A 20,788-nucleotide genomic window follows, 5' to 3' on the forward strand; every position below is an offset into this window, starting at 1 on the left:
GTTGAAACAAACAGTAATCACGTTGATTTCTTCGCTTTTTCGGCATATTCTGATGGGCGGCATCCATACATTTCCTGAAAACATTTGCTTAAATAACTGGAACTGCTAAAACCTGTGTGTTCCGCAATTTCTGTAATACTTAGCTTGCCCTCTGTTATCAGTTGTGCTGCCCGTTGCAGGCGAATGTTACGGATAAAGAGGCTGGGAGACTGATCGAGCATAGTCACCAGTTTGCGGTATAATCCCGTTCGCTCCATACAGAGATCGCGGCTTAGTTGCTCCACCGAATAGCCATTGACGTGCAGATTCTGTTCCACCAGTTTGATGGCTTGTGCCAGAAATGCAGATTCTTCCGTATCCTGTTGCTGATGGTCGGGAGACGTTTCTTCTATGCCACAGGTTAGAGAATTATTTTGTTCGATCAGGTTGCGGATACGGAGTAATAGAATCTCTTCTTTATGCTTGCGTTCCATTTCCTTTCTGCTCCAATAGATATACAATCGGATACCGGTGAAAGCAATCAGTAATAAAATGACTGCATACAGGATATAAGCCGTGCTTGTTTTCCACCACGGTGCATGGATGGTTAATTTTATAGCTGTCACTTTGCCGTTCCACTGAAGAGGATTGTCCGAGGCCATGACTTTGAATGTATAATCTCCCGGTGGTAAATTGGTGTAAACAGCTTGAAGAAGACCTTTCCCCACAGTCGCATTTCCCTGTCTTCCTGCAAATGTACTCATCCATTGCGGGTCGATACCTTCCAGTTGATAACGGTAGTATGTGCGTTCATGATTGATATAATTCAATGCCGAAAATTCGAAAGTCAGGAAGTTTTGGTTATAGTCCAGTTCGATTTCGGTTGTATAAGGAGCAGCCTTGGACAGGATGATGCGGTTGCCATATTCTTTTCCTGTATTCACTTTTTCTCCATACAAGCGTAAGGCTGTGAAAACCGGCGGGTCAGGAAGCATCGGATGAATGGAGTCCTTGTCGGGATGGAATATGCTAAAGCCATCAATACCACCCAAATAGAGAGTGCCGTCGGAAGAACTGAATACGGCATCTTTTATGTATTCGCCGTCCAAAGCACCGTCCAACTGATTGAACCGGGTGAAACTGATGTTCTTATTCTCCGGATTTATGTGGATGCGTGTGACACCGTTACTGGTCGTTACCCAGATATCTCGATATTTGTCCTCAATAATGCCCTGGATAAAGTTATTGCTCAATCCGTTTTCACGATAGAAGATACGTGGGGCAGAGTCGTTTTCGCTGGTAAAAAGTTCCAGCCCGTCAGGAGTTCCTGCCCATGTCCATCCGCGCGTGTCGGTATATAATGTATTGTATACTTTATTTCTGAAATGATGGTTTTTGTTGGGGTTCAACCGATTCAGTATTTCAGGAGAGACAGACGGGATAGCTGCTGACTTTAATACATGGGATTTTTGTTCATTAGCTGTCAGTCGATAAATTCGGGAATGAGCTTTCAGATAGATATTTCCATCTTTATCTTCGGCGAAAGATTCAATATTGATTTCTTCTTCCGGGGAGACGGGAAATGCATTGCGACCTATATGAGTCAGTTTATGCATGGACGGGTGATGATATAATAATCCCCGATTGAAAGTTCCGAGCCATAACCCTCCTTGTCGGTCTTGAAAGACAGTGCTGATTTCGGTAGAGACAATCTGTCCGTTTCCGGTTTCCAATAGGGGGATGTATTTTTGTGTTCCTGTGTGGAGGTCAATCATCCAAAACCCGTGAACGCAACTGATATAGGCTTTCTCACCATTAGGGGTAATGATAAGGGTGTTGAGAGTATAGTTCTGTTCGAAGAGTTTTTTCCATGTGCGCTTGTGGCTATTGAAATAGAATAAACCGCCTTTACGCCCGTTGCGTAGTTGATAGAAGCCGTCTGCACTTTTGACGACGAGAGAAGTCTTTTGATATTCAGCCTGTTCGGATGTAGGATAAGCGGCTATATTGTATACTGTTTTTTGGTCGGCTATGCGGTAACAGGACACTTCGCCTGTGTCATAGAATAAATATAGGGAGGTACTGTCGGCATTCAGGTCCTGCAATTTTCCGGAATACTTGTCGGGCAAGGTTATACGGGTCTTGTTGTTTAATTCCAGTAATTCGTTAGCTATGAGTAGCCAGATGTGTCGAATCGTCTACAAAAAGATCTTCTACGGGGGCTTGTATCTCTCTGTTCTTAAAGTAAGCATCTAAATCAGGAATGTATTCCTCTCTGTACAGGTCAATGCACATCAGTTTGTGAGTATCTTTAATCCATAAAAGAGAATCCCCACTCTGGTAAATGCGGTAATGCCCGTTATATTGGTTTAATGGATATACGTATTCCGTGGTGCGGTGAAGATAGCTGAAATGTACACCGTCGTATAAATTTACATTACCGCTGGTGGTGAATACCATTCTTCCGTCGGGCAATTGGAGGATATAACGTATTTGGTTATCACTCAATCCTTGCGACGCATTGATGGTGGTGAACAGGAATTCACCGGCATATATGAACGGTGTCATCCTGAAACAGAAAAATAAGCAGAGCAGAATCCGTATGTTTCTCAAACTATTGGTAGTCATGGCTATTTCAATATTACAAAGGTAATTGTTTCTTTCGAAAATAGAGAGGATAGGTGGAATAATTATGATATAATCATTCCTAATCTTTTAACATCCTTCACTTTGTCTGCGCGAGGAAATCGTTTATCTTTGCGTTGTGAATACTTAAATATCATCCCATTATGATTTACCCCATAGGAATACAGAACTTTGAGAGTCTGATAAATGACGGTTATGTGTATGTGGACAAGACGGCGTTAGTCTATCAGATGGCTACTACCGGACGTTATTATTTTCTTAGCCGTCCCCGACGTTTTGGGAAGAGCTTGCTCCTTTCTACGCTGGAAGCTTATTTGAGTGGGAAAAAGGAACTTTTCAGAGGGCTTGCCATCGAGAAGTTGGAACATAAATGGGAAGGACATCCTATTCTGCATCTTGACCTGAACACTGCCAAATATGATGCGGCGGATAGCTTGAATCATGTTCTTGACGACAGTCTCAAAAAATGGGAAGAGATATACGGCACCTTTCCTACTGAAGTAACCTTTGCCCTGCGCTTTAAGGGAATCGTAGAACGTGCTTACGAAAAGACCGGTCATCGCGTAGTTATTCTTGTGGATGAATATGACAAGCCCATGCTGCAAGCTATTGGTAACGAGGTGTTACAGGCTGAATATCGCAGCACGCTGAAAGCTTTCTACTCTGTACTCAAAACGCAGGACCGCTATATCAAACTTGCTTTCCTGACAGGTGTGACGAAATTCGGCAAGGTGAGTGTGTTCAGTGACTTGAATAACTTGAATGACATCTCCATGGACTACCGCTACATCAATATTTGCGGTATTACAGGCAAAGAGCTCCACGAATACTTTGATAATGATGTGGCACTGTTAGGTGAAAGAAATGGGTTGACAAAGGAAGAATGTTACACTAAACTGAAGGAACAGTATGATGGTTATCATTTTGACTACAAGGCTGAAGGACTCTACAATCCTTTCAGCATCCTCAATACTTTAGCTAAAATGAAGTTTGCCGATTACTGGTTTGAAACAGGTACACCTTCATTCCTCGTTTATCTGATGAAGAATTCGAATTACCAGTTGGACAAGCTAACCGAAGAGCAAGTACCTAGTGACTTTTTGAATAGCATTGATTCCATGTCACGCAATCCTATTCCTGTCATTTATCAGAGTGGTTATCTCACGATAAAGGGATATAATGAAGAATTTGATATCTACCGGTTGGGCTTTCCCAACAAAGAGGTGGAGAATGGTTTCATTAAATATCTGATACCTTTTTATACACCGATAGAAGAAGAAAAGACGGGATTTTTCATCACTAACTTTATCATGGATATACGTCGTGGTGCTCCCGAAAGTTTTATGCAGCGAATGCAATCCATGTTTGCCGATACTGACTACAAGATAACGGGGAAGATGGAACTTTATTTTCAGAATGCGATGTATCTGGTGTTCAAAATGCTGGGTTTTTATACCGATGTAGAACGTACCACTAGTAATGGTCGCATAGACATTGTGTTGAAAACCAAGGACTATATTTACGTGATGGAACTGAAACTTGATGGTAGTGCCGACGATGCTTTGCGTCAGATAGAAGAGAAGGGTTATGCTTTGCCTTTTGCCAAAGATCCTCGCAAATTATATAAGATAGGCGTTGACTTCTCTTCCGAGACACGTGGCATTGAGGAGTGGAAAATAATCCCTGATGCTGATGCATAGCGCATTATGAAAGTTATGTAGCGGTCTTAGGGATTAATATATCTTCCCCAAAACAACAAATATCAATATCATGCAAACAGTATAGTTGGTCATTGAAATATGCAATAATGGATAGGTGGAAGGTGGAGTAATGTCGTATTATATATAGTGGCAATGAGATTCATTTGCGAAAAGATGGCCTTATAAAAGATTTTCATGCGAATAATGGTCTTTTTGTATCCCTTTTTGACGTAAAATTGGACTCTATTTAGCTAAGTATGGAGTACCTTTGTAGACGAAAAACCTAAAATAATATCATGAATTTGAATAGACATTACTTACTACCGTTGCTGATAGCAATGTTGTTGATCCCTGCACAGGATCTGTCTGCGAAAAAGAAAAAACAAGTAAAAGAACCGACCGACCGCGAACTATGGGCACGGGTATTATATCGTATGGCCGCCCCTGTACTTAGTAATATGAGTGAGGGAAAGCTACAACAGAATATGCTGGTAGAGTTAAGTCCGACATGGGATGGACGGAATAAGAAAGTCACTTATATGGAGTGCTTCGGGCGTTTGATGGTAGGACTGGCTCCCTGGATTTCATTGCCGGATGATGATACGGCAGAAGGTGTTCAGCGTAAACAGTTGCTCGAATGGGCGTTAAAGAGTTATGCGCAGGCTGTAGATCCGGAAAGTCCCGATTATTTGTTATGGAGAAAAGAGGGGCAGACGTTGGTGGATGCAGCCTATATTGCAGAAAGTTTCATAAGAGGATATGATGCCTTGTGGGTTCCGCTGGACAGTGTGACAAAACAACGTTATATTACCGAATTTACACAACTTCGCCGGGTAGACCCTCCTTATACTAACTGGTTGTTATTCTCTGCCACAGTGGAATCTTTCCTGCGTAAGGCTGGTGCACCGAGTGATACTTATCGCATTGCTTCGGCTCTACGTAAAGTGGAAGAATGGTATGTGGGAGATGGCTGGTATTCGGACGGTCCGGATTTTGCTTTTGACTATTATAATAGTTTCGTTTTACACCCTATGTATATAGAACCGTTGGAAATCATGACAAATGCCGGTAAGAACAAAGTCTGGAATATGCCGGATTGCGATTATAATCGTGCAGTCAAACGGATGCAACGCTTTGGAATAATTCTGGAACGGTTTATTTCTCCGGAAGGTACGCTCCCTGTATTCGGGCGTTCTATCACGTACCGTACAGGAACTTTACAACCTTTAGCATTACTGGCATGGAGAGAGTGGCTCCCTAAAGAATTACCAAATGGACAAGTACGTGCAGCTATGACGGCAGTTATCAAACGAATGTTCAGTGATAATCATAATTTCAATGAAAAAGGATTCCTGACTTTAGGATTCAATGGTAAGCAGCCGAATATATCAGACTGGTACACGAATAATGGTAGCTTATATATGGCTTCACTCGCATTCCTCCCATTGGGACTTCCGGCAGAACATCCATTCTGGACTTCACCTGCCGAGGATTGGACAAGTAAGAAAGCCTGGGAGGGGAAAGATTTCCCGAAAGATCATGCTGTTCATTAAGATGGACTAACTAATAAAGATTTATATATGACTAGACTATTATTATTTATTGTAGTTTGTCTTGGCTTGTTGCCGATGCCGGTACAAGCCCAGAAAAACTCTGCATTTATCCCCGGAGAAGTTTGGAAAGATACGGACGGGAATCCGATCAATGCCCACGGTGGTGGACTTCTATATCATAACGGTACTTACTATTGGTATGGAGAATACAAGAAAGGGAAAACCATTTTGCCTGACTGGGCTACGTGGGAGTGTTATCGTACGGATGTGACCGGAGTAGGTTGTTACTCTTCTAAAGACTTGCTGAATTGGAAATTTGAGGGTATTGTGCTTCCGGCAGTTAAAGACGATCCGAATCATGACCTGCATCCCTCCAAAGTATTGGAACGTCCGAAAGTGGTTTATAATAAGAAAACGGGCAAATTTGTAATGTGGGCCCATGTGGAAAGTGCTGATTACAGTAAGGCTTGTGCCGGAGTGGCAGTTTCCGATTCTCCTGTCGGTCCGTTCGTTTATCAGGGAAGTTTTCGTCCGAACAATGCGATGAGCCGCGATCAGACTGTTTTTGTGGATGATGATGGACGTGCTTATCAGTTTTATTCTTCAGAAAATAATGAAACGATGTATATCAGCCTTCTGACTGATGATTATCTGAAACCGAGCGGACGTTTTACACGCAATTTCGTAAAAGAATCGAGAGAGGCTCCGGCAGTATTTAAATATAATGGTAAATATTATATGTTAAGCTCCGGTTGTACTGGCTGGGATCCTAATATAGCCGAGATCGCAGTAGCCGATTCTATTATGGGAACATGGAAGACAATCGGAAACCCTTGTACGGGACCGGATGCAGATAAAACGTTTTATGCCCAGAGTACTTATGTCCAGCCCGTTGTCGGAAAGAAGGATGCATATATTGCCATGTTCGACCGTTGGAAGAAGAAGGATTTGGAAGATTCCCGTTATGTATGGTTGCCTGTGTTGGTAAAAGATGGGAAAATAACTATCCCTTGGCATGAAAAATGGAACCTTTCTATCTTTGACAAATAAAAAATAAATATGAAACGGATACTGCTACTACTTTGCGGAATAATGCTCGTTCCCGTTATTGCCTGTTCCCAGCATTTGGTTGAAGTGGGAAAGGGGTATAGCTGTACTTCGGTCAATACGACGGTCTTTCGGAATAATTCGCTGGTTACACACGGTGATGAACAATATATCAGTTATTACGATAACGATGGCTATCTGGTACTTGGAAAGCGGAAACTGGATTCGGAACAATGGACATTACATCGCACCCAATATCAGGGAAATGTGAAGGATGCTCATAATATAATTAGCATGATGATAGATGGAGAAGGGTATATACACGTATCTTTTGACCATCATGGACATCCATTGAATTACTGCCGGAGCATTGCTCCCGGTTCTCTGGAACTGGGGGATAAAATGCCCATGACCGGAGTTGACGAAGGAAATGTCACCTATCCGGAGTTCTATCCTTTATCTGGAGGAGATTTATTGTTTGTTTACCGCTCCGGTTCTTCGGGTCGTGGAAATCTGGTAATGAACCGTTATTCGCTGAAAGAACATAAATGGACTCGTGTGCAGGATATATTGATCGACGGGGAAAATAAACGGAATGCCTATTGGCAGTTATATGTTGATGAGAAAGGGACGATTCATCTTTCATGGGTATGGCGCGAGACTTGGCATGTGGAAACAAACCATGATATTTGTTATGCCCGTTCTTTTGATAATGGGGTAACTTGGTATAAGACGAGTGGAGAACGATATGAACTCCCGATCAAATTGTCCAATGCGGAGTATGCCTGTCGGTTACCTCAAAACTGTGAGTTGATAAATCAGACGAGTATGAGTGCCGATGCGGGAGGAAATCCGTATATAGCTACTTATTGGCGGGAACCCGATAGTGATGTTCCTCAATACCGCATCGTCTGGAATGACGGGAAGATGTGGCATCAACGGCAGATAACCGATCGCCGGACACCTTTTACCTTGAAGGGTGGAGGTACGAAAATGATCCCTATTGCCCGTCCGCGTATTGTGGTAGAAGGTGGAGAAGTCTTTTATATTTTCCGTGACGAAGAACGGGGAAGCCGTGTGTCGATGGCACATACGACTGATGTGGGTACCAGTAAGTGGACGATAACGGATCTGACGGATTTTTCGGTGGATGCCTGGGAACCCTCTCATGATACGGAACTTTGGAAAAAGCAGCGGAAACTGCATCTCTTTGTACAACACAGCCGTCAGGGAGACGGTGAACGCACAGCGGAAATTGAGCCTCAAATGATATATGTATTGGAAACGAATATGGATACAAATAAATAAAGATATGAAGAAACTATATGCAACTCTTTTTTCTGCACTCTTTCTAGGCGGTGCAATCTGTGCAAGTTGTACGGATAAGAAGGATGCTTCTGCTGAAGAAGTGATAAACACCATTCATAAAGTGAATAATTATTGGCAGACGAATCATCCGGAACACGGACGTTCTTTTTGGGATAATGCCGCCTATCACACCGGAAATATGGAAGTTTATTTTTTGACTAAGCAGCCGGAGTACTTGGAATACTCGAAAGCCTGGGCGGAACATAATGAATGGAAAGGGGCAAAATCAGATCATAAGGAAAACTGGAAGTACAGTTACGGTGAAAGTGATGATTATGTGCTTTTCGGTGACTATCAGATTTGTTTCCAGACGTATGCCGATCTCTATAATCTGGAACCGGATACACAGAAAATAGCCCGTGCCCGCGAAGTGATGGAATATCAGATGAGTACCCCCAATCATGATTATTGGTGGTGGGCAGATGGCTTATATATGGTCATGCCGGTCATGACAAAGATGTATAACATTACTAAGAATCCGCTCTATTTGGAGAAACTGCATGAATACCTCGCCTATGCTGATAGTATTATGTATGATGAAGAGGCCGGACTTTATTATCGGGATGGAAAATACGTGTATCCTAAACACAAGAGTGTGAACGGCAAAAAGGATTTCTGGGCACGTGGAGACGGCTGGGTATTGGCCGGATTGGCAAAAGTCTTGAAAGAACTTCCTGAAACAGATAAGTATCGTCCGGAATATATAGATCGTTTCCGTACCCTGGCTAAGTCGGTTGCTGCTTGTCAACAGCCGGAAGGTTACTGGACACGCAGTATGCTCGATCCATTGCATGCACCGGGACCGGAAACCAGTGGAACGGCTTTCTTTACCTATGGTTTACAATGGGGAATCAATAACGGTTTTCTGGATGCTGCAGAATATCAGCCGGTGGTTGAAAAAGCATGGAAATATCTCTCAACAGTTGCTTTGCAGCCTGATGGCAAGATTGGTTATGTGCAACCGATTGGTGAGAAAGCGATACCCGGTCAGGTGGTAGACGCAAACTCAACTTCGAATTTTGGAGTAGGTGCGTTTCTATTGGCAGCCTGCGAACGGGTTCGTTATTTGAATAAATAAATACAGGCACGGATTACACGGATTTCACAGCTCTTAGAGGCATGCCTTAATATAAGTCAACAGCGTAATCCGTGTAATCCGTGCCTAAAATTTAATTCAGCATCAAGCTCATATATGGCTTTAACGGCTGAAGTATTCTATTGGTTAATTCGCTAATATTCATTTGTATATGTGCACCGGGCAGTCGCTCGGTATTATACATACACTTTCCTTTGCACAGGTAATAATAGCCGTTGTTTACAGACAATTGTTTGTCCGATAATTCCAGCTGTATTTCATTTTCAGGAAAAGCCGCGGCATAGATTTGCAGCACTTCTTTGGCATTGATGATGCGTGCCATGCCTAGCGGATGTTGAGGCTGTTTATCTTCAGGAGGCAGTAGTTGAACCATGCGCTTGCAGCCGGTGTGCTGCCTGATCGCATGCAATAAACTATATTCCACATCCTTATCATCAGCGCAAAGTTCATTGATAATGATATGTTTGTCTCTTTTATATACAATGGTTATTCCCTTGATCTCGTTTTCCTGTCTGGCTACAAATAAATAACCTCCACTAATGGCAAGATCGGTCATAATAACCTGAAAGTCTTCCGATGTGTGCTGAATACAGCAAACCCGTTCGGAAAGCTTCTTATTCAAATAAGAATAGACCTCCTCCTGAAATTCTGAAACAACACTGACCGCTATCTCTTTAGAAGGGATAAACTCGGGCAAAACGATCTCTTTAGTTGAATACTTGAATACCGAAGCATATCCCATACGGGCATAATAATCAAACAACCAGGGTTCTGCCGGTATCAATGTGCTGAAGTGTACTCCATTCCGTAACATCCGGGCGAAAGACTGTGATAAAAGCTCGCGCATGACTCCTTTGCTTCGAAAATCGGGATGCGTACAGGCTCCTGAAATATAGGAGGTCTGTACAGTCTCTCCACCAAAAGTCATCGGATAAGGAAGCATTTGAAGGGCAGAGATTACCTCATCACCACTTTTGATGGCAACGTTCACCTCTGTCTTATAGCGTAGTCTGAAGTACATCTCGACGAATTCTTCACTATCGTCAAAACAGACTTTCCACAATGCTTTTACTTGCTCCTTTATCATCATATTTATAAAGAGTTTACCATTTAACCATATTCATGGGATGCTCTTTGAGACAAGCCATGTATTTTTCCAGAATCGTCACCGGTTGGTAAGACAATTTGGCTTTGCGCAGACCTTCGAGACCTAAATCCTCTTCCCGGTTGATATAGATATATTGTTCGGGAATCCGGTTGGCAAATTCATAATTAATCATAGCATACGCGCCTTCAATGCTGGTATCCGCTTTTTCTACATGCACGCCGAACGTTTCATGATTGATAGGCATACCGAATGTAAATGCTACGATTTTACCGTTCACATGAAGAATTCCACCCGTCAGTCCGAGTGCTTCGAAGTTGTGAAGAGCATAAATCAGGGCACGACGTTCATTGCCCGTCCCTTCCTGTTGGTCGCAATTATTCACTTTACACCATTCCGCTTCCAAATCCAGGCATTCCTGAATACGGTCCGGAGTGATCGGTGTATATTCATAATCCGGATAAGTGTTTTTGAATCGGTTAGTATGATTTCTTTTTGCTTGGAATTTCTTACCTTTCAATGTCGAAAGATCACTTCTTAAATAGATATAATCCGCATAGTCGCGGTCTTCTGTGAAAGTGAACTGTTCCGGGAGGATAGCTTCGAGATCAGCACGCATATTACTGCATACTCCCAGCATACAGAAAGGCTGGTTTTCTTTACGGGCGTCCTCTATCAGCTCCCACAATATTGCTTTCAAATCTCCCGTACCTACGGGCATCATATAAGCAAGTTGATCTCCTGCCCAGAATTTGAACACTAAGAAATTGTCGACCACTGCAAATTGAGTATTATATAGGAATCTCCAACTACAAAGATTGGAAAATGAAAGATCGCAATTACGGCGATTACTTTTCATTGTGAATGAGGTGATTGTGTCTTTGTCTGCTAACGTGATGTCTTTAAATGGAATCATAAAATTGTTTTTGGTGTTTAACTCCTTATATAACGGAAAAATAGGAGATTTTGTTTTACAGGATACCTAATAATCGAAGGATAGTAGGTGTTAGCAGTGCAGTGAATATTCCATTCAGCGTCAGTCCCAGGCTGGCGTATGCTCCATATTTGCTGCTGATATCCATTGCAGTGGAGGTTCCGACGGCATGAGCGGCTGTTCCCATTGAAAGCCCTTGGGCGATCGGACTGCCTACACGCATGATTTTCATTGTCTTAAAGCCACAGATAGCCCCTAATAAACCTACTGCAACAACAACTGCCGCTGTTAGTGACGGAATACCGCCGATAGCTTTGGTTACTTCCATCGCAATCGGGGTCGTAACTGATTTCGGAGCCAGTGACAGGATTACCTCTTGTGAGGCTCCCATGAATTTCGCAATCAGTACTACTGAAATAACTCCGACGATGCAGCCTGCCAGTTGAGACAGTAGAATAGGCAATAACTGCTTTTTTATCATTTCCAGTTGAAGATATAAAGGTACGCCTAAAGCTACAACGGCCGGGCGTAGCCAGAATTCGATCAGATGTCCTCCTTTATTATATGTCTCATAAGAGATATTGGTCATTTTAAGGAAGATGATTAGTAGTGCGATGGTCAGCAATATAGGATTTAATAATACTAGTCCTGTTTTCTTCTGAAGTAGTTTGGCGAAGAAGAAAATCCCGAAGGTAATGGCCAGCAGGAAGAAATTATTTTCTAAGAAGCTCATTTGTCTTTATTCGTTAAGTTGATTTTATCTTTAAGGTGTAGTTTCTCCGGTAGATGGAAATCTGACAGATGAAGTTTGCGTGCCAGTTTGATCTGACGCGCCAGCCTGAACTTGCGGACGATCTGATGTACCCATCCCGTTACAACAAGTACAAGTGCGGTACTGACAATGGTAGCTATCACAATCGGCCAGAATTCAGCCGCAATAACATCGAAGTATAACATAAGAGCCACACCGGGGGGAACGAAAAAGAATCCTAAGTTAGCAACCAGAAAGTCGGACAATCCCTGTACCCAGTGTAACTTAATCCAACCTAATTTTAAAAAGAGGGTGAGCAGCAGCATACCGATGATGCTGGAGGGGAGCTTGATACCCGTAAGATAAACTATTAATTCACCCAAAGCCAAACAGCCAAATAAAATGGCGCACTGACGTATCATAACTAATAACCTATTGATTTTGTTTGAAAACACTGCAAAGGTATGAAAAATAGGAGTACAGTGTTAAATATTACAATATTTTAGACTTGGAAGAGAAAAATAGGCGAAATTGTAATGTGGATATTGCAAAATTGAGTACTTTTGCACCGCAAATTACAAATTGTAATGAGGTTTTATAATAACATTCAATATATCTATGCTCAATTTAATCAACCAAATCGTGGCGCGTGCGAAAGCAAATCGCCAACGTATTGTTCTTCCGGAAGGAACTGAAGAACGCACATTGAAAGCTGCCAATATGATTTTGACAGATGAAGTAGCCGATCTAATTTTACTGGGTAAACCGGATGAAATTAATGAACTTGCTACAAAATGGGGATTGGGAAACATCGGTAAAGCTACTATCATTGATCCTGAAACTTCTCCGAAACACGAAGAATATGCACAGTTGTTGTGTGAACTTCGTAAAAAGAAGGGGATGACTATCGAAGAAGCCCGCAAATTGACGAGCGATCCTTTGTTCTATGGTTGTTTAATGATTAAGAGCGGTGATGCCGACGGTCAGTTGGCTGGTGCCCGTAACACTACTGGTAACGTATTGCGTCCTGCTTTGCAGATTATCAAGACTGCGCCGGGAATCACTTGCGTGTCTGGTGCTATGTTGCTTTTGACTCATGCTCCTGAATACGGAAAGAATGGCATTCTGGTCATGGGTGATGTTGCTGTAACTCCGGTTCCGGATGCTAATCAGCTGGCACAGATAGCTATTTGTACTGCGCAGACTGCGAAAGCCGTTGCCGGTATTGAAAATCCGAAAGTAGCTCTGTTGAGCTTCTCAACCAAGGGTTCCGCTAAACACGAAGTAGTGGATAAAGTGGTAGAAGCTACTAAGATTGCAAAAGAGATGGCTCCTACTCTTGATTTGGATGGTGAAATGCAGGCTGACGCTGCTCTTGTACCGGAAGTGGGTGCTAGCAAAGCGCCGGGTTCTCCAGTAGCCGGAGAAGCAAATGTGCTGATCGTTCCAAGTTTGGAAGTTGGTAATATTTCTTATAAATTAGTTCAACGTCTGGGACATGCTGATGCTGTCGGTCCGATTCTTCAGGGTATTGCCTGTCCGGTAAACGACTTGTCTCGTGGTTGTTCTATCGAAGATGTATATCGCATGATTGCTATCACAGCTAATCAGGCCATTGCAGCAAAAGCGAATAAATAAGTATTAGATATAAACTATTAAGTATAAATCGACAACGACATGAAGATTCTGGTATTGAACTGCGGAAGTTCATCTATTAAATATAAATTGTTCGATATGACCACCAAAGAGGTGATTGCACAAGGTGGCATCGAAAAAATCGGTCTGAAAGGATCATTCTTGAAACTTACTTTGCCGAATGGTGAAAAGAAAATATTGGAGAAAGATATTCCTGAACATACAGTAGGAGTAGAGTTTATCCTGAACACGCTGATTAATCCTGAATATGGCGCTATTAAATCTTTGGATGAGATCAATGCAGTAGGTCACCGTATGGTACACGGAGGCGAGCGTTTCAGCGAATCTGTATTGCTGAACAAGGAAGTGCTGGAAGCTTTCGCTGCTTGCAATGACTTGGCTCCGCTTCACAATCCTGCTAACTTGAAAGGGGTGAATGCAGTTTCTGCTATTCTTCCTAATATTCCGCAGGTAGGTGTATTTGATACGGCTTTCCATCAGACAATGCCGGATTATGCTTACATGTATGCTATTCCTCACGAACTGTATGAAAAGTATGGTGTACGTCGTTATGGCTTCCACGGAACTTCTCATCGTTATGTGTCAAAACGTGTATGCGAATTCCTGGGTGTAAATCCGGTAGGACAGAAAATTATCACTTGCCACATTGGTAACGGTGGTTCTATCGCTGCTATCAAAGATGGTAAATGTATGGATACTACTATGGGCTTGACTCCATTGGAAGGCTTGATGATGGGTACTCGTAGCGGTGATATTGATGCCGGTGCAGTAACATTTATCATGGAAAAAGAAGGCTTGAACACAACCGGTGTTTCCAATCTGTTGAACAAGAAGAGCGGTGTACTGGGCATTTCGGGTGTATCAAGCGATATGCGTGAACTCTTGGCTGCTTGTGCAGCTGGCAATGAGAAAGCTATCCTTGCTGAAAAGATGTACTATTACCGTATTAAGAAATATATCGGCGCTTATGCTGCTGCATTGGGCGGTGTAGATATTATCCTGTTTACGGGTGGTGTTGGTGAGAACCAGATGGAATGTCGTCGTGAAGTTTGTAAGGATATGGAATTCATGGGCATCGAACTTGATAACGAAGTAAATGCTAAGGTTCGCGGTGAAGAAGCAATCATTTCTACTCCTGCTTCTAAAGTGAAAGTAGTAGTGATTCCAACAGACGAAGAACTGTTGATTGCATCGGATACAATGGATATTCTGAAAAAATAATAACTGAACTGGTTTTATATTGTACGGGGATGTGCCAAGATTGGTGCATCCCCGTCTTTTTGGTTTAGTTTTTACATCGCTACTCTTTATCATCTACTTTTAAAAAACAACATTGTCATTGTTATTGTTATTTGTAGCTTACAGGTTTGTTTGTTCTTAAAAATTCCTGTATGTTTATTGTGTAATTAAATTAAGTAATAGTAACATGTTAAAAGTAGTAGCATTTATGAGGCAAGTGGCTAATGGGCTACAAATGGGGGGAAACTTTGGGACGGCTCACGTATATCGTAGCAGTCTCAATGCCATTATTGTTTATTGTGGGAAAGGAGACTTTACTTTTGATAAAGTAACTCCGGTATGGTTGAAAGGTTTCGAGATACATCTTCGTAGTCGTGGTTGTAGCTGGAACACTGTTTCAACTTATTTGCGTACATTTCGTGCAGTCTATAATCGTGCGGTCAATCTTCGAAAAGCACCTTATGTACCGAATTTGTTTCATTCGGTTTATACCGGTACGCGTGCTGATCGTAAACGGGCTTTATGTGAAGAGGATATAAAGAAAGTATTTGCAAAATTGCGTCCATCAGTTTCAACTCCGGCTTTGCGGTGTACACAAGAATTATTTACTCTGATGTTTTTGCTTCGTGGTTTGCCTTTTGTCGATCTCGCTTATTTACGAAAGGATGATTTGCGTGATAATGTGATTACTTATCGCAGGCGTAAGACGGGGCGTACTTTGTCAGTGACATTGACTCCGGAGGCAATGATTTTGGTGGAGAAATACATGAATCGTGACATTTCTTCTCCTTACCTTTTCTCATTGTTGAAAAGCCGTGAAGGAACAAAAGAGGCATATCGAGAATATCAGTTGGCATTACGCACATTTAATCGGCAATTGATGTTGTTGGGTGAATTGTTGGGACTAGGTGATAAATTGAGTTCATACAGTGCCCGCCATACGTGGGCTACAACAGCGTATTATTGTGAAATTCATCCGGGCATCATTTCCGAAGCGATGGGGCACTCGTCCATTACGGTGACGGAGACTTATCTGAAACCTTTTCAGAATAAGAAAATAGATGAAGCAAACAAACGGGTTATTGATTTTATCCGATATTCGGTTAGAAATGCAATTTGCTGAAAATAAGCCTGTTACTTTGTAGGTAACGGAAATAAATATCGGTGCAAATATGAGCATATTTCTTAAAACAACCAAACGAAATCGCACATTTTTTCTAATAAAGCACTCAAAAGAAGAACATAAATAGATAAAACACGTGGATTCTTTGTATTAGGGCATATCAACCTCTAAATTTTGCATGAGATTTCCCTCCCCTCTACCTCTTTCTCGAAGTAGGGGTTAAAAAGTTTCATTGTATATCATATCGTTTTCTAGTATTGACTACTTAAAAAGAGCAGGTGCAAAGTATTTCCCGTTACCTACAAAGTAACGGGCATGCTATTATTGAAACTTAGTGTTTAATAATATATTATTAATGTAATTTTTAAGTAGTTATGAAGAAAAAGTTTGTAAAAGTGATGCTCTTCGGGGCGCTGGCGCTTTCTGCTATCAGCTACGTAGGATGCAAAGACTACGATGATGATATAGATGGTTTGCAACAGCAGGTCGACGCCAATAAGAGTAAAATTGAAGAGGTGGAAGCTGCAATGAAAGCCGGTAAATTTATTGTCAGCTATACTCCCGTAGCAAATGGTTATGAATTGTCTCTTTCTGATGGTTCTAAATTGACTATCACCAATGGTAAAGATGGAGAGAACGGGCAGCCTGGACTAAATGGCGAAACGGTAATTCCTAAATTTAAAGTGTCTAGTGACAACTATTGGCAGGTAAGTACTGATGATGGTAAAACCTATGAGTATGTTTTGGATGCAGATGGAAATAAGGTTAATGCTACTGGGAAGAAGGGAGAACAAGGTGAACCTGGTCAGCCTGGTGAACCAGGTCAGGATGCATCAGCTAACGTGTCTATTAATAAAGATGGGTATATCGTTATTGGTGATGTGGTAACAAGTTTGAAAACTGATACTAAAGTTCCTTCTATTGTTATAAATGAGGTAGATGGTTTGTACGTCATCACTCTTGACGGTAAAGAATATAAAATGTTGGCAGAAGGTTCTGCTTATAATGGTTTGCAAAGCATTATTTACAGAAGACAAGCTGCTAATGATAAAGATGATTTTGTAAAATCAATCGGGTTGATGTCGTCCAATGATCCTGATGCGGAATTATTGGCAACCAGTGCTTCTGTGGCTACTTTTAAAGTATGGCCTACTACACTGGATCTAGGTAAAGCTGTATTTGCATTTACCGATACATACAAAACCAGAGCACTTGTTCCTGCATTGAAATATGTAGAAGGTAGTGCAAAATGGGTGGATAATCGGCAAGGTATCTTGAGTGTAAATATGATTTCCGAAAACATTGAAGTTGATAAACCTTACGCTTCTTCTTTGGATGTAACAATTAACGGTTATACAACAGCCTCTGATTATTTCAACTTCAAAGCTGAAAAATGGACTCCGGCTGATTTGAGTTTTGTGCATACAAAAGATGCAGTTGAAGTTCCTACTGATATTTTGGCTGATGCAACAACTACCGAATCCGATTTTTCATCTTATGTTGAATATACATTTGTTTATAATAAATCTTATAATTTGAATGATTCTGTAGCTTTAGGACATGGGGCAGAAGAGGATTTTATTTCAATGGCTGATTTAGGATTTAGTGGTATCACTGTTGAATTCAAACAAACAGCTGATAAGGCAAAAGGTATCTTTGAAATTAAAGACGGTGTTATTACAGCTAAATCTAGTGAGCAAGCTTCAGCTATCAATGAATTATGCTATGTGACAGCAACTTATAAGAATGAAAAGGGTACGGAAATCATTTCTTATGACTTTGCAGTGAAAGCTGTTCGTGAGCAGCAAGTGGCTCCGGCATTGGTTGATATTGATGTAGAAACGAAAGATGCAGCCGCAGCTGATAAGTTAGCTAAATTGCAGTATAGCACAAGTGAACAAACGATTGACTTGAATGTTCGTGCATTCTTGAGCTCACTGGGTGGACGTGATTATATGTCTGACAATGATAACGTAGATCCTGTTAAATATGGTTTGTATTACTTGACTACTGAAGATGGTAAGACTTATGCTAATAAGGTTAATGCATATATTGAATTTACACCGGGTAGAAGCACAGATTTGGATAATCTTAAATTGATATTCCCTGCCGGAACTGTTATCAATGGAGATCAGCAGTTGTATTCATTCGAAACATGGCCAGGTGGTGGAAACTCAAAATATGAAATTACAAATTCTGAAGAATATGCATGGCGTAAATCCACAACAACTCATCGCGTTAACGGTTCTAACAAACAGTATACTTTGAAATTGAAGGATCTTGTTAAGTGCGAGCGTAAAGTAATCATCAAGCAAAATAGTGCATTTGTCGTAGATGGTAAGACAACTATTACTGGTGCATGGACTGAAGCTGATAAGTCATTCAGTATGACTGCTGATTTGACAGTTCTTTATGCTGCATATAATACAGATAACAGTGCTTCTAGTGAAGTGATCGAATATTATCTGGCTCCGCAAGAAAAACAATCTGATGCTGTTAAAGCTGTTTATAGTCAGATAAATATTGCTGGTAATGTCATTACTGTAACTCCGGATGTAGATGTGAAGACTTTAGGGGCTATCAAGATCGGAGCTAAAATACAAGGAACCGATATTGAAGCTACTATTCTTGATATAAATGGAAAAGATGTGACTTATTGTGAACCAGTATTGCGTTCTCCGCTTGATGTTTTATCATACAAGTCTTCTATTGATTGGAATATTGATGGTGACCAGAATAAGACTATCAATGTAGGAGAGAAAGCAGAAATCAAGATGTCTGACAAGGATATTAATGTAACTAAAAAGAATGTAGTTATTGAAAAGGGCGTAGCGAAAGCTCCTTGGGCTACTGCTTATGGCATTGATGCTGCTGCTATTACTTATGCAATTGATGGATATAGTGCTACTGTAAATGAAGGTACCTATACTATTGCTCCGTCAACAGGTGTGATTACATGTAACAACACAGCGATTGTTCAGTCATTGGATATCTATGTGAAAGTAACAGTGAAACACAACTGGGGTACAGAAACTATTAAGAGAATAACAGTGAAAGCTTCTCTGAAATAGTCCCATATTTATGTTTTAGATAAAAAGAAAGGGTAACTTTTTTCTTTTGTGTGGAGTTACCCTTTTATTGATAATATAATTGCTCCGATGTGGTGGCATCGGATATGATTGATCGAATTATTCATCTTTGTGAAAAGGTGGATATATTATTTCCCACTAAGGATTTTGACATCCTTAATTTATTAGATGAAAAAAGGTAAGGACCGTACTTGTGAAAGACCGGTCTAATAATAAACCTTTATTTCGAAGGGCGTTCTAATTTTCCCTTATTTCCCTGGAACGCCCTTTTTTATTATATAAATAACAAAGAAAGGTTTATAGTTTGAGAAACTCAATTTCTTTTTATGATGATTCTGATGGGAAATGGTAAACTATGAAAAACTTGTTAAAAAGTAGACAGGGGGTATATTTAGTTCTTTTGTTTTTTCTGCAGATTTGGGAGTAGTCTCCCTTTTTTTGTCTTAATTTGCATCTCAAATTCATTCTTAAAACGAATTTACTATGCGTTACTCCGTCATAATTCCCGTTTATAATCGTCCCGATGAAGTGGATGAATTATTGCAAAGTCTTACTGTACAACACTTTAAGGATTTTGAAGTTGTTGTTGTTGAAGATGGTTCTTCCATTCCCTGCAAAGGAGTAGTAGACCGGTATGCAGATCGGTTGAATATAAAATATTTCTCTAAACCCAATTCCGGTCCGGGACAAACCCGTAATTACGGAGCAGAACGTAGCGAAGGCGAATACCTTATTATATTGGATTCTGATGTCATCCTTCCCGAAGGCTACTTCGATGCGGTAGAGAAGGAACTTACCACTTCTCCTGCCGATGCTTTTGGTGGCCCCGACCGTGCACACGATTCTTTCACTGATATTCAGAAGGCAATTAACTATTCCATGACCTCTTTCTTCACGACCGGAGGTATCCGTGGCGGAAAAAAGAAGATGGACAAATTCTATCCCCGTAGTTTTAATATGGGAGTTCGCCGGGTAGTGTACGAGGCTTTGGGAGGTTTTTCAAAGATGCGTTTTGGGGAGGATATTGATTTCAGTATCCGTATCTTTAAGAATGGGTACACTTGTCGTCTTTTTCCTGATGCCTGGGTATATCATAAACGTCGGACTGACTTGAAGAAATTCTTCAAGCAGGTGCATAACTCCGGCATTGCCCGTATTAATCTTTATAAGAAATATCCGGATTCTCTGAAACTGGTGCATTTGCTTCCAGCCGTATTTACATTGGGAGTGGCTCTTCTATTATTAGGAACCCCCTTCTGCCTCTTCAGTTTCACGCCGATCATTCTCTATGCGTTGCTCGTATGCATTGATTCTACTATTCAGAATAAAAGTCTGTCTATTGGCGTTTATTCCATTGCCGCCGCATTTATACAGCTTATAGGCTATGGTACAGGCTTTTGGCGCGCATGGTGGCAACGCTGTATCAGAGGGAAGGATGAGTTTGAGGCTTTCCAAAAGAATTTTTATAAGTAATCCATTTTTTATTTGCCTATAACCATTCC

Annotated in this window: 14 protein-coding genes and 1 pseudogene; 10 read left to right on the plus strand and 5 right to left on the minus strand. The window is 41.2% G+C overall.

Annotated elements, in window-relative coordinates:
- Positions 1–17: 17 nt before the first annotated feature.
- A pseudogene (locus H8796_RS08730) lies at positions 18–2,607 on the minus strand (helix-turn-helix domain-containing protein).
- A gap of 161 nt (positions 2,608–2,768) precedes the next feature.
- Here H8796_RS08730 and H8796_RS08735 point away from each other — a divergent pair.
- The 5 genes from H8796_RS08735 to H8796_RS08755 all read left to right on the plus strand — a co-directional run bounded on the left by H8796_RS08735 (position 2,769) and on the right by H8796_RS08755 (position 9,371).
- Complete coding sequence (locus H8796_RS08735) at positions 2,769–4,325, plus strand: ATP-binding protein (RefSeq protein ID WP_117935474.1); 1,557 nt, start codon at positions 2,769–2,771, stop codon at positions 4,323–4,325.
- A gap of 296 nt (positions 4,326–4,621) precedes the next feature.
- The gene (locus H8796_RS08740) at positions 4,622–5,878 is read left to right on the plus strand and encodes a DUF2264 domain-containing protein (protein ID WP_117935476.1); all 1,257 of its coding nucleotides are present in this window, start codon (positions 4,622–4,624) and stop codon (positions 5,876–5,878) included.
- A gap of 27 nt (positions 5,879–5,905) precedes the next feature.
- Positions 5,906–6,928 carry a glycoside hydrolase family 43 protein gene (locus tag H8796_RS08745; protein ID WP_117935478.1) on the plus strand — a complete coding sequence of 341 codons (1,023 nt, stop codon included), beginning with the start codon at positions 5,906–5,908 and terminating at the stop codon, positions 6,926–6,928.
- A 9-nt stretch (positions 6,929–6,937) separates the two neighbouring features.
- Positions 6,938–8,233, plus strand: coding sequence for a BNR repeat-containing protein (locus H8796_RS08750; protein ID WP_117935480.1), 1,296 nt, complete (start codon positions 6,938–6,940; stop codon positions 8,231–8,233).
- Positions 8,234–8,237: 4 nt separating this feature from the next.
- On the plus strand, positions 8,238–9,371 hold the full coding sequence (locus tag H8796_RS08755; RefSeq protein WP_117935596.1) for a glycoside hydrolase family 88 protein: 1,134 nt from the start codon (positions 8,238–8,240) through the stop codon (positions 9,369–9,371).
- Positions 9,372–9,462: 91 nt separating this feature from the next.
- Here H8796_RS08755 and H8796_RS08760 read toward each other — a convergent pair whose 3' ends face one another.
- From H8796_RS08760 to H8796_RS08775, 4 genes are read right to left on the minus strand one after another with little or no spacing between them, the layout of a single operon-like run.
- Positions 9,463–10,479 carry a GNAT family N-acetyltransferase gene (locus H8796_RS08760; protein ID WP_117935482.1) on the minus strand — a complete coding sequence of 339 codons (1,017 nt, stop codon included), beginning with the start codon at positions 10,477–10,479 and terminating at the stop codon, positions 9,463–9,465.
- Between the two features lie 13 nt (positions 10,480–10,492).
- Positions 10,493–11,410, minus strand: coding sequence for a DUF2156 domain-containing protein (locus H8796_RS08765; RefSeq protein ID WP_117935484.1), 918 nt, complete (start codon positions 11,408–11,410; stop codon positions 10,493–10,495).
- A gap of 55 nt (positions 11,411–11,465) precedes the next feature.
- Positions 11,466–12,161, minus strand: a complete 696-nt coding sequence (locus H8796_RS08770; protein ID WP_004299735.1) for an LrgB family protein — start codon at positions 12,159–12,161, stop codon at positions 11,466–11,468.
- Entirely contained in the window at positions 12,158–12,601 is a 444-nt protein-coding gene (locus H8796_RS08775; protein WP_004299736.1) for a CidA/LrgA family protein, read from the minus strand. The genes H8796_RS08770 and H8796_RS08775 overlap by 4 nt, the downstream gene beginning before the upstream one ends.
- Before the next feature lie 196 nt (positions 12,602–12,797).
- On the opposite strand from H8796_RS08775, the gene pta reads away from it, so the two are divergent.
- From pta to H8796_RS08800, 5 genes are all read left to right on the plus strand, one after another.
- The gene (pta, locus tag H8796_RS08780; RefSeq protein WP_117935486.1) at positions 12,798–13,817 is read left to right on the plus strand and encodes a phosphate acetyltransferase; all 1,020 of its coding nucleotides are present in this window, start codon (positions 12,798–12,800) and stop codon (positions 13,815–13,817) included.
- Between the two features lie 39 nt (positions 13,818–13,856).
- Positions 13,857–15,056 (plus strand): acetate kinase, encoded by a 1,200-nt coding sequence (locus H8796_RS08785; protein ID WP_117935488.1) that lies wholly within the window; start codon positions 13,857–13,859, stop codon positions 15,054–15,056.
- A gap of 205 nt (positions 15,057–15,261) precedes the next feature.
- On the plus strand, positions 15,262–16,197 hold the full coding sequence (locus H8796_RS08790) for a site-specific integrase (RefSeq protein ID WP_117935490.1): 936 nt from the start codon (positions 15,262–15,264) through the stop codon (positions 16,195–16,197).
- Between the two features lie 374 nt (positions 16,198–16,571).
- On the plus strand, positions 16,572–19,268 hold the full coding sequence (locus H8796_RS08795; protein ID WP_117971640.1) for a PL29 family lyase N-terminal domain-containing protein: 2,697 nt from the start codon (positions 16,572–16,574) through the stop codon (positions 19,266–19,268).
- Between the two features lie 501 nt (positions 19,269–19,769).
- Complete coding sequence (locus H8796_RS08800) at positions 19,770–20,759, plus strand: glycosyltransferase family 2 protein (RefSeq protein WP_117935494.1); 990 nt, start codon at positions 19,770–19,772, stop codon at positions 20,757–20,759.
- The last annotated feature ends 29 nt before the right edge of the window (positions 20,760–20,788 follow it).

The organism is Bacteroides sp. M10, assembly GCF_014334015.1.
GTDB lineage: Bacteria > Bacteroidota > Bacteroidia > Bacteroidales > Bacteroidaceae > Bacteroides > Bacteroides intestinigallinarum.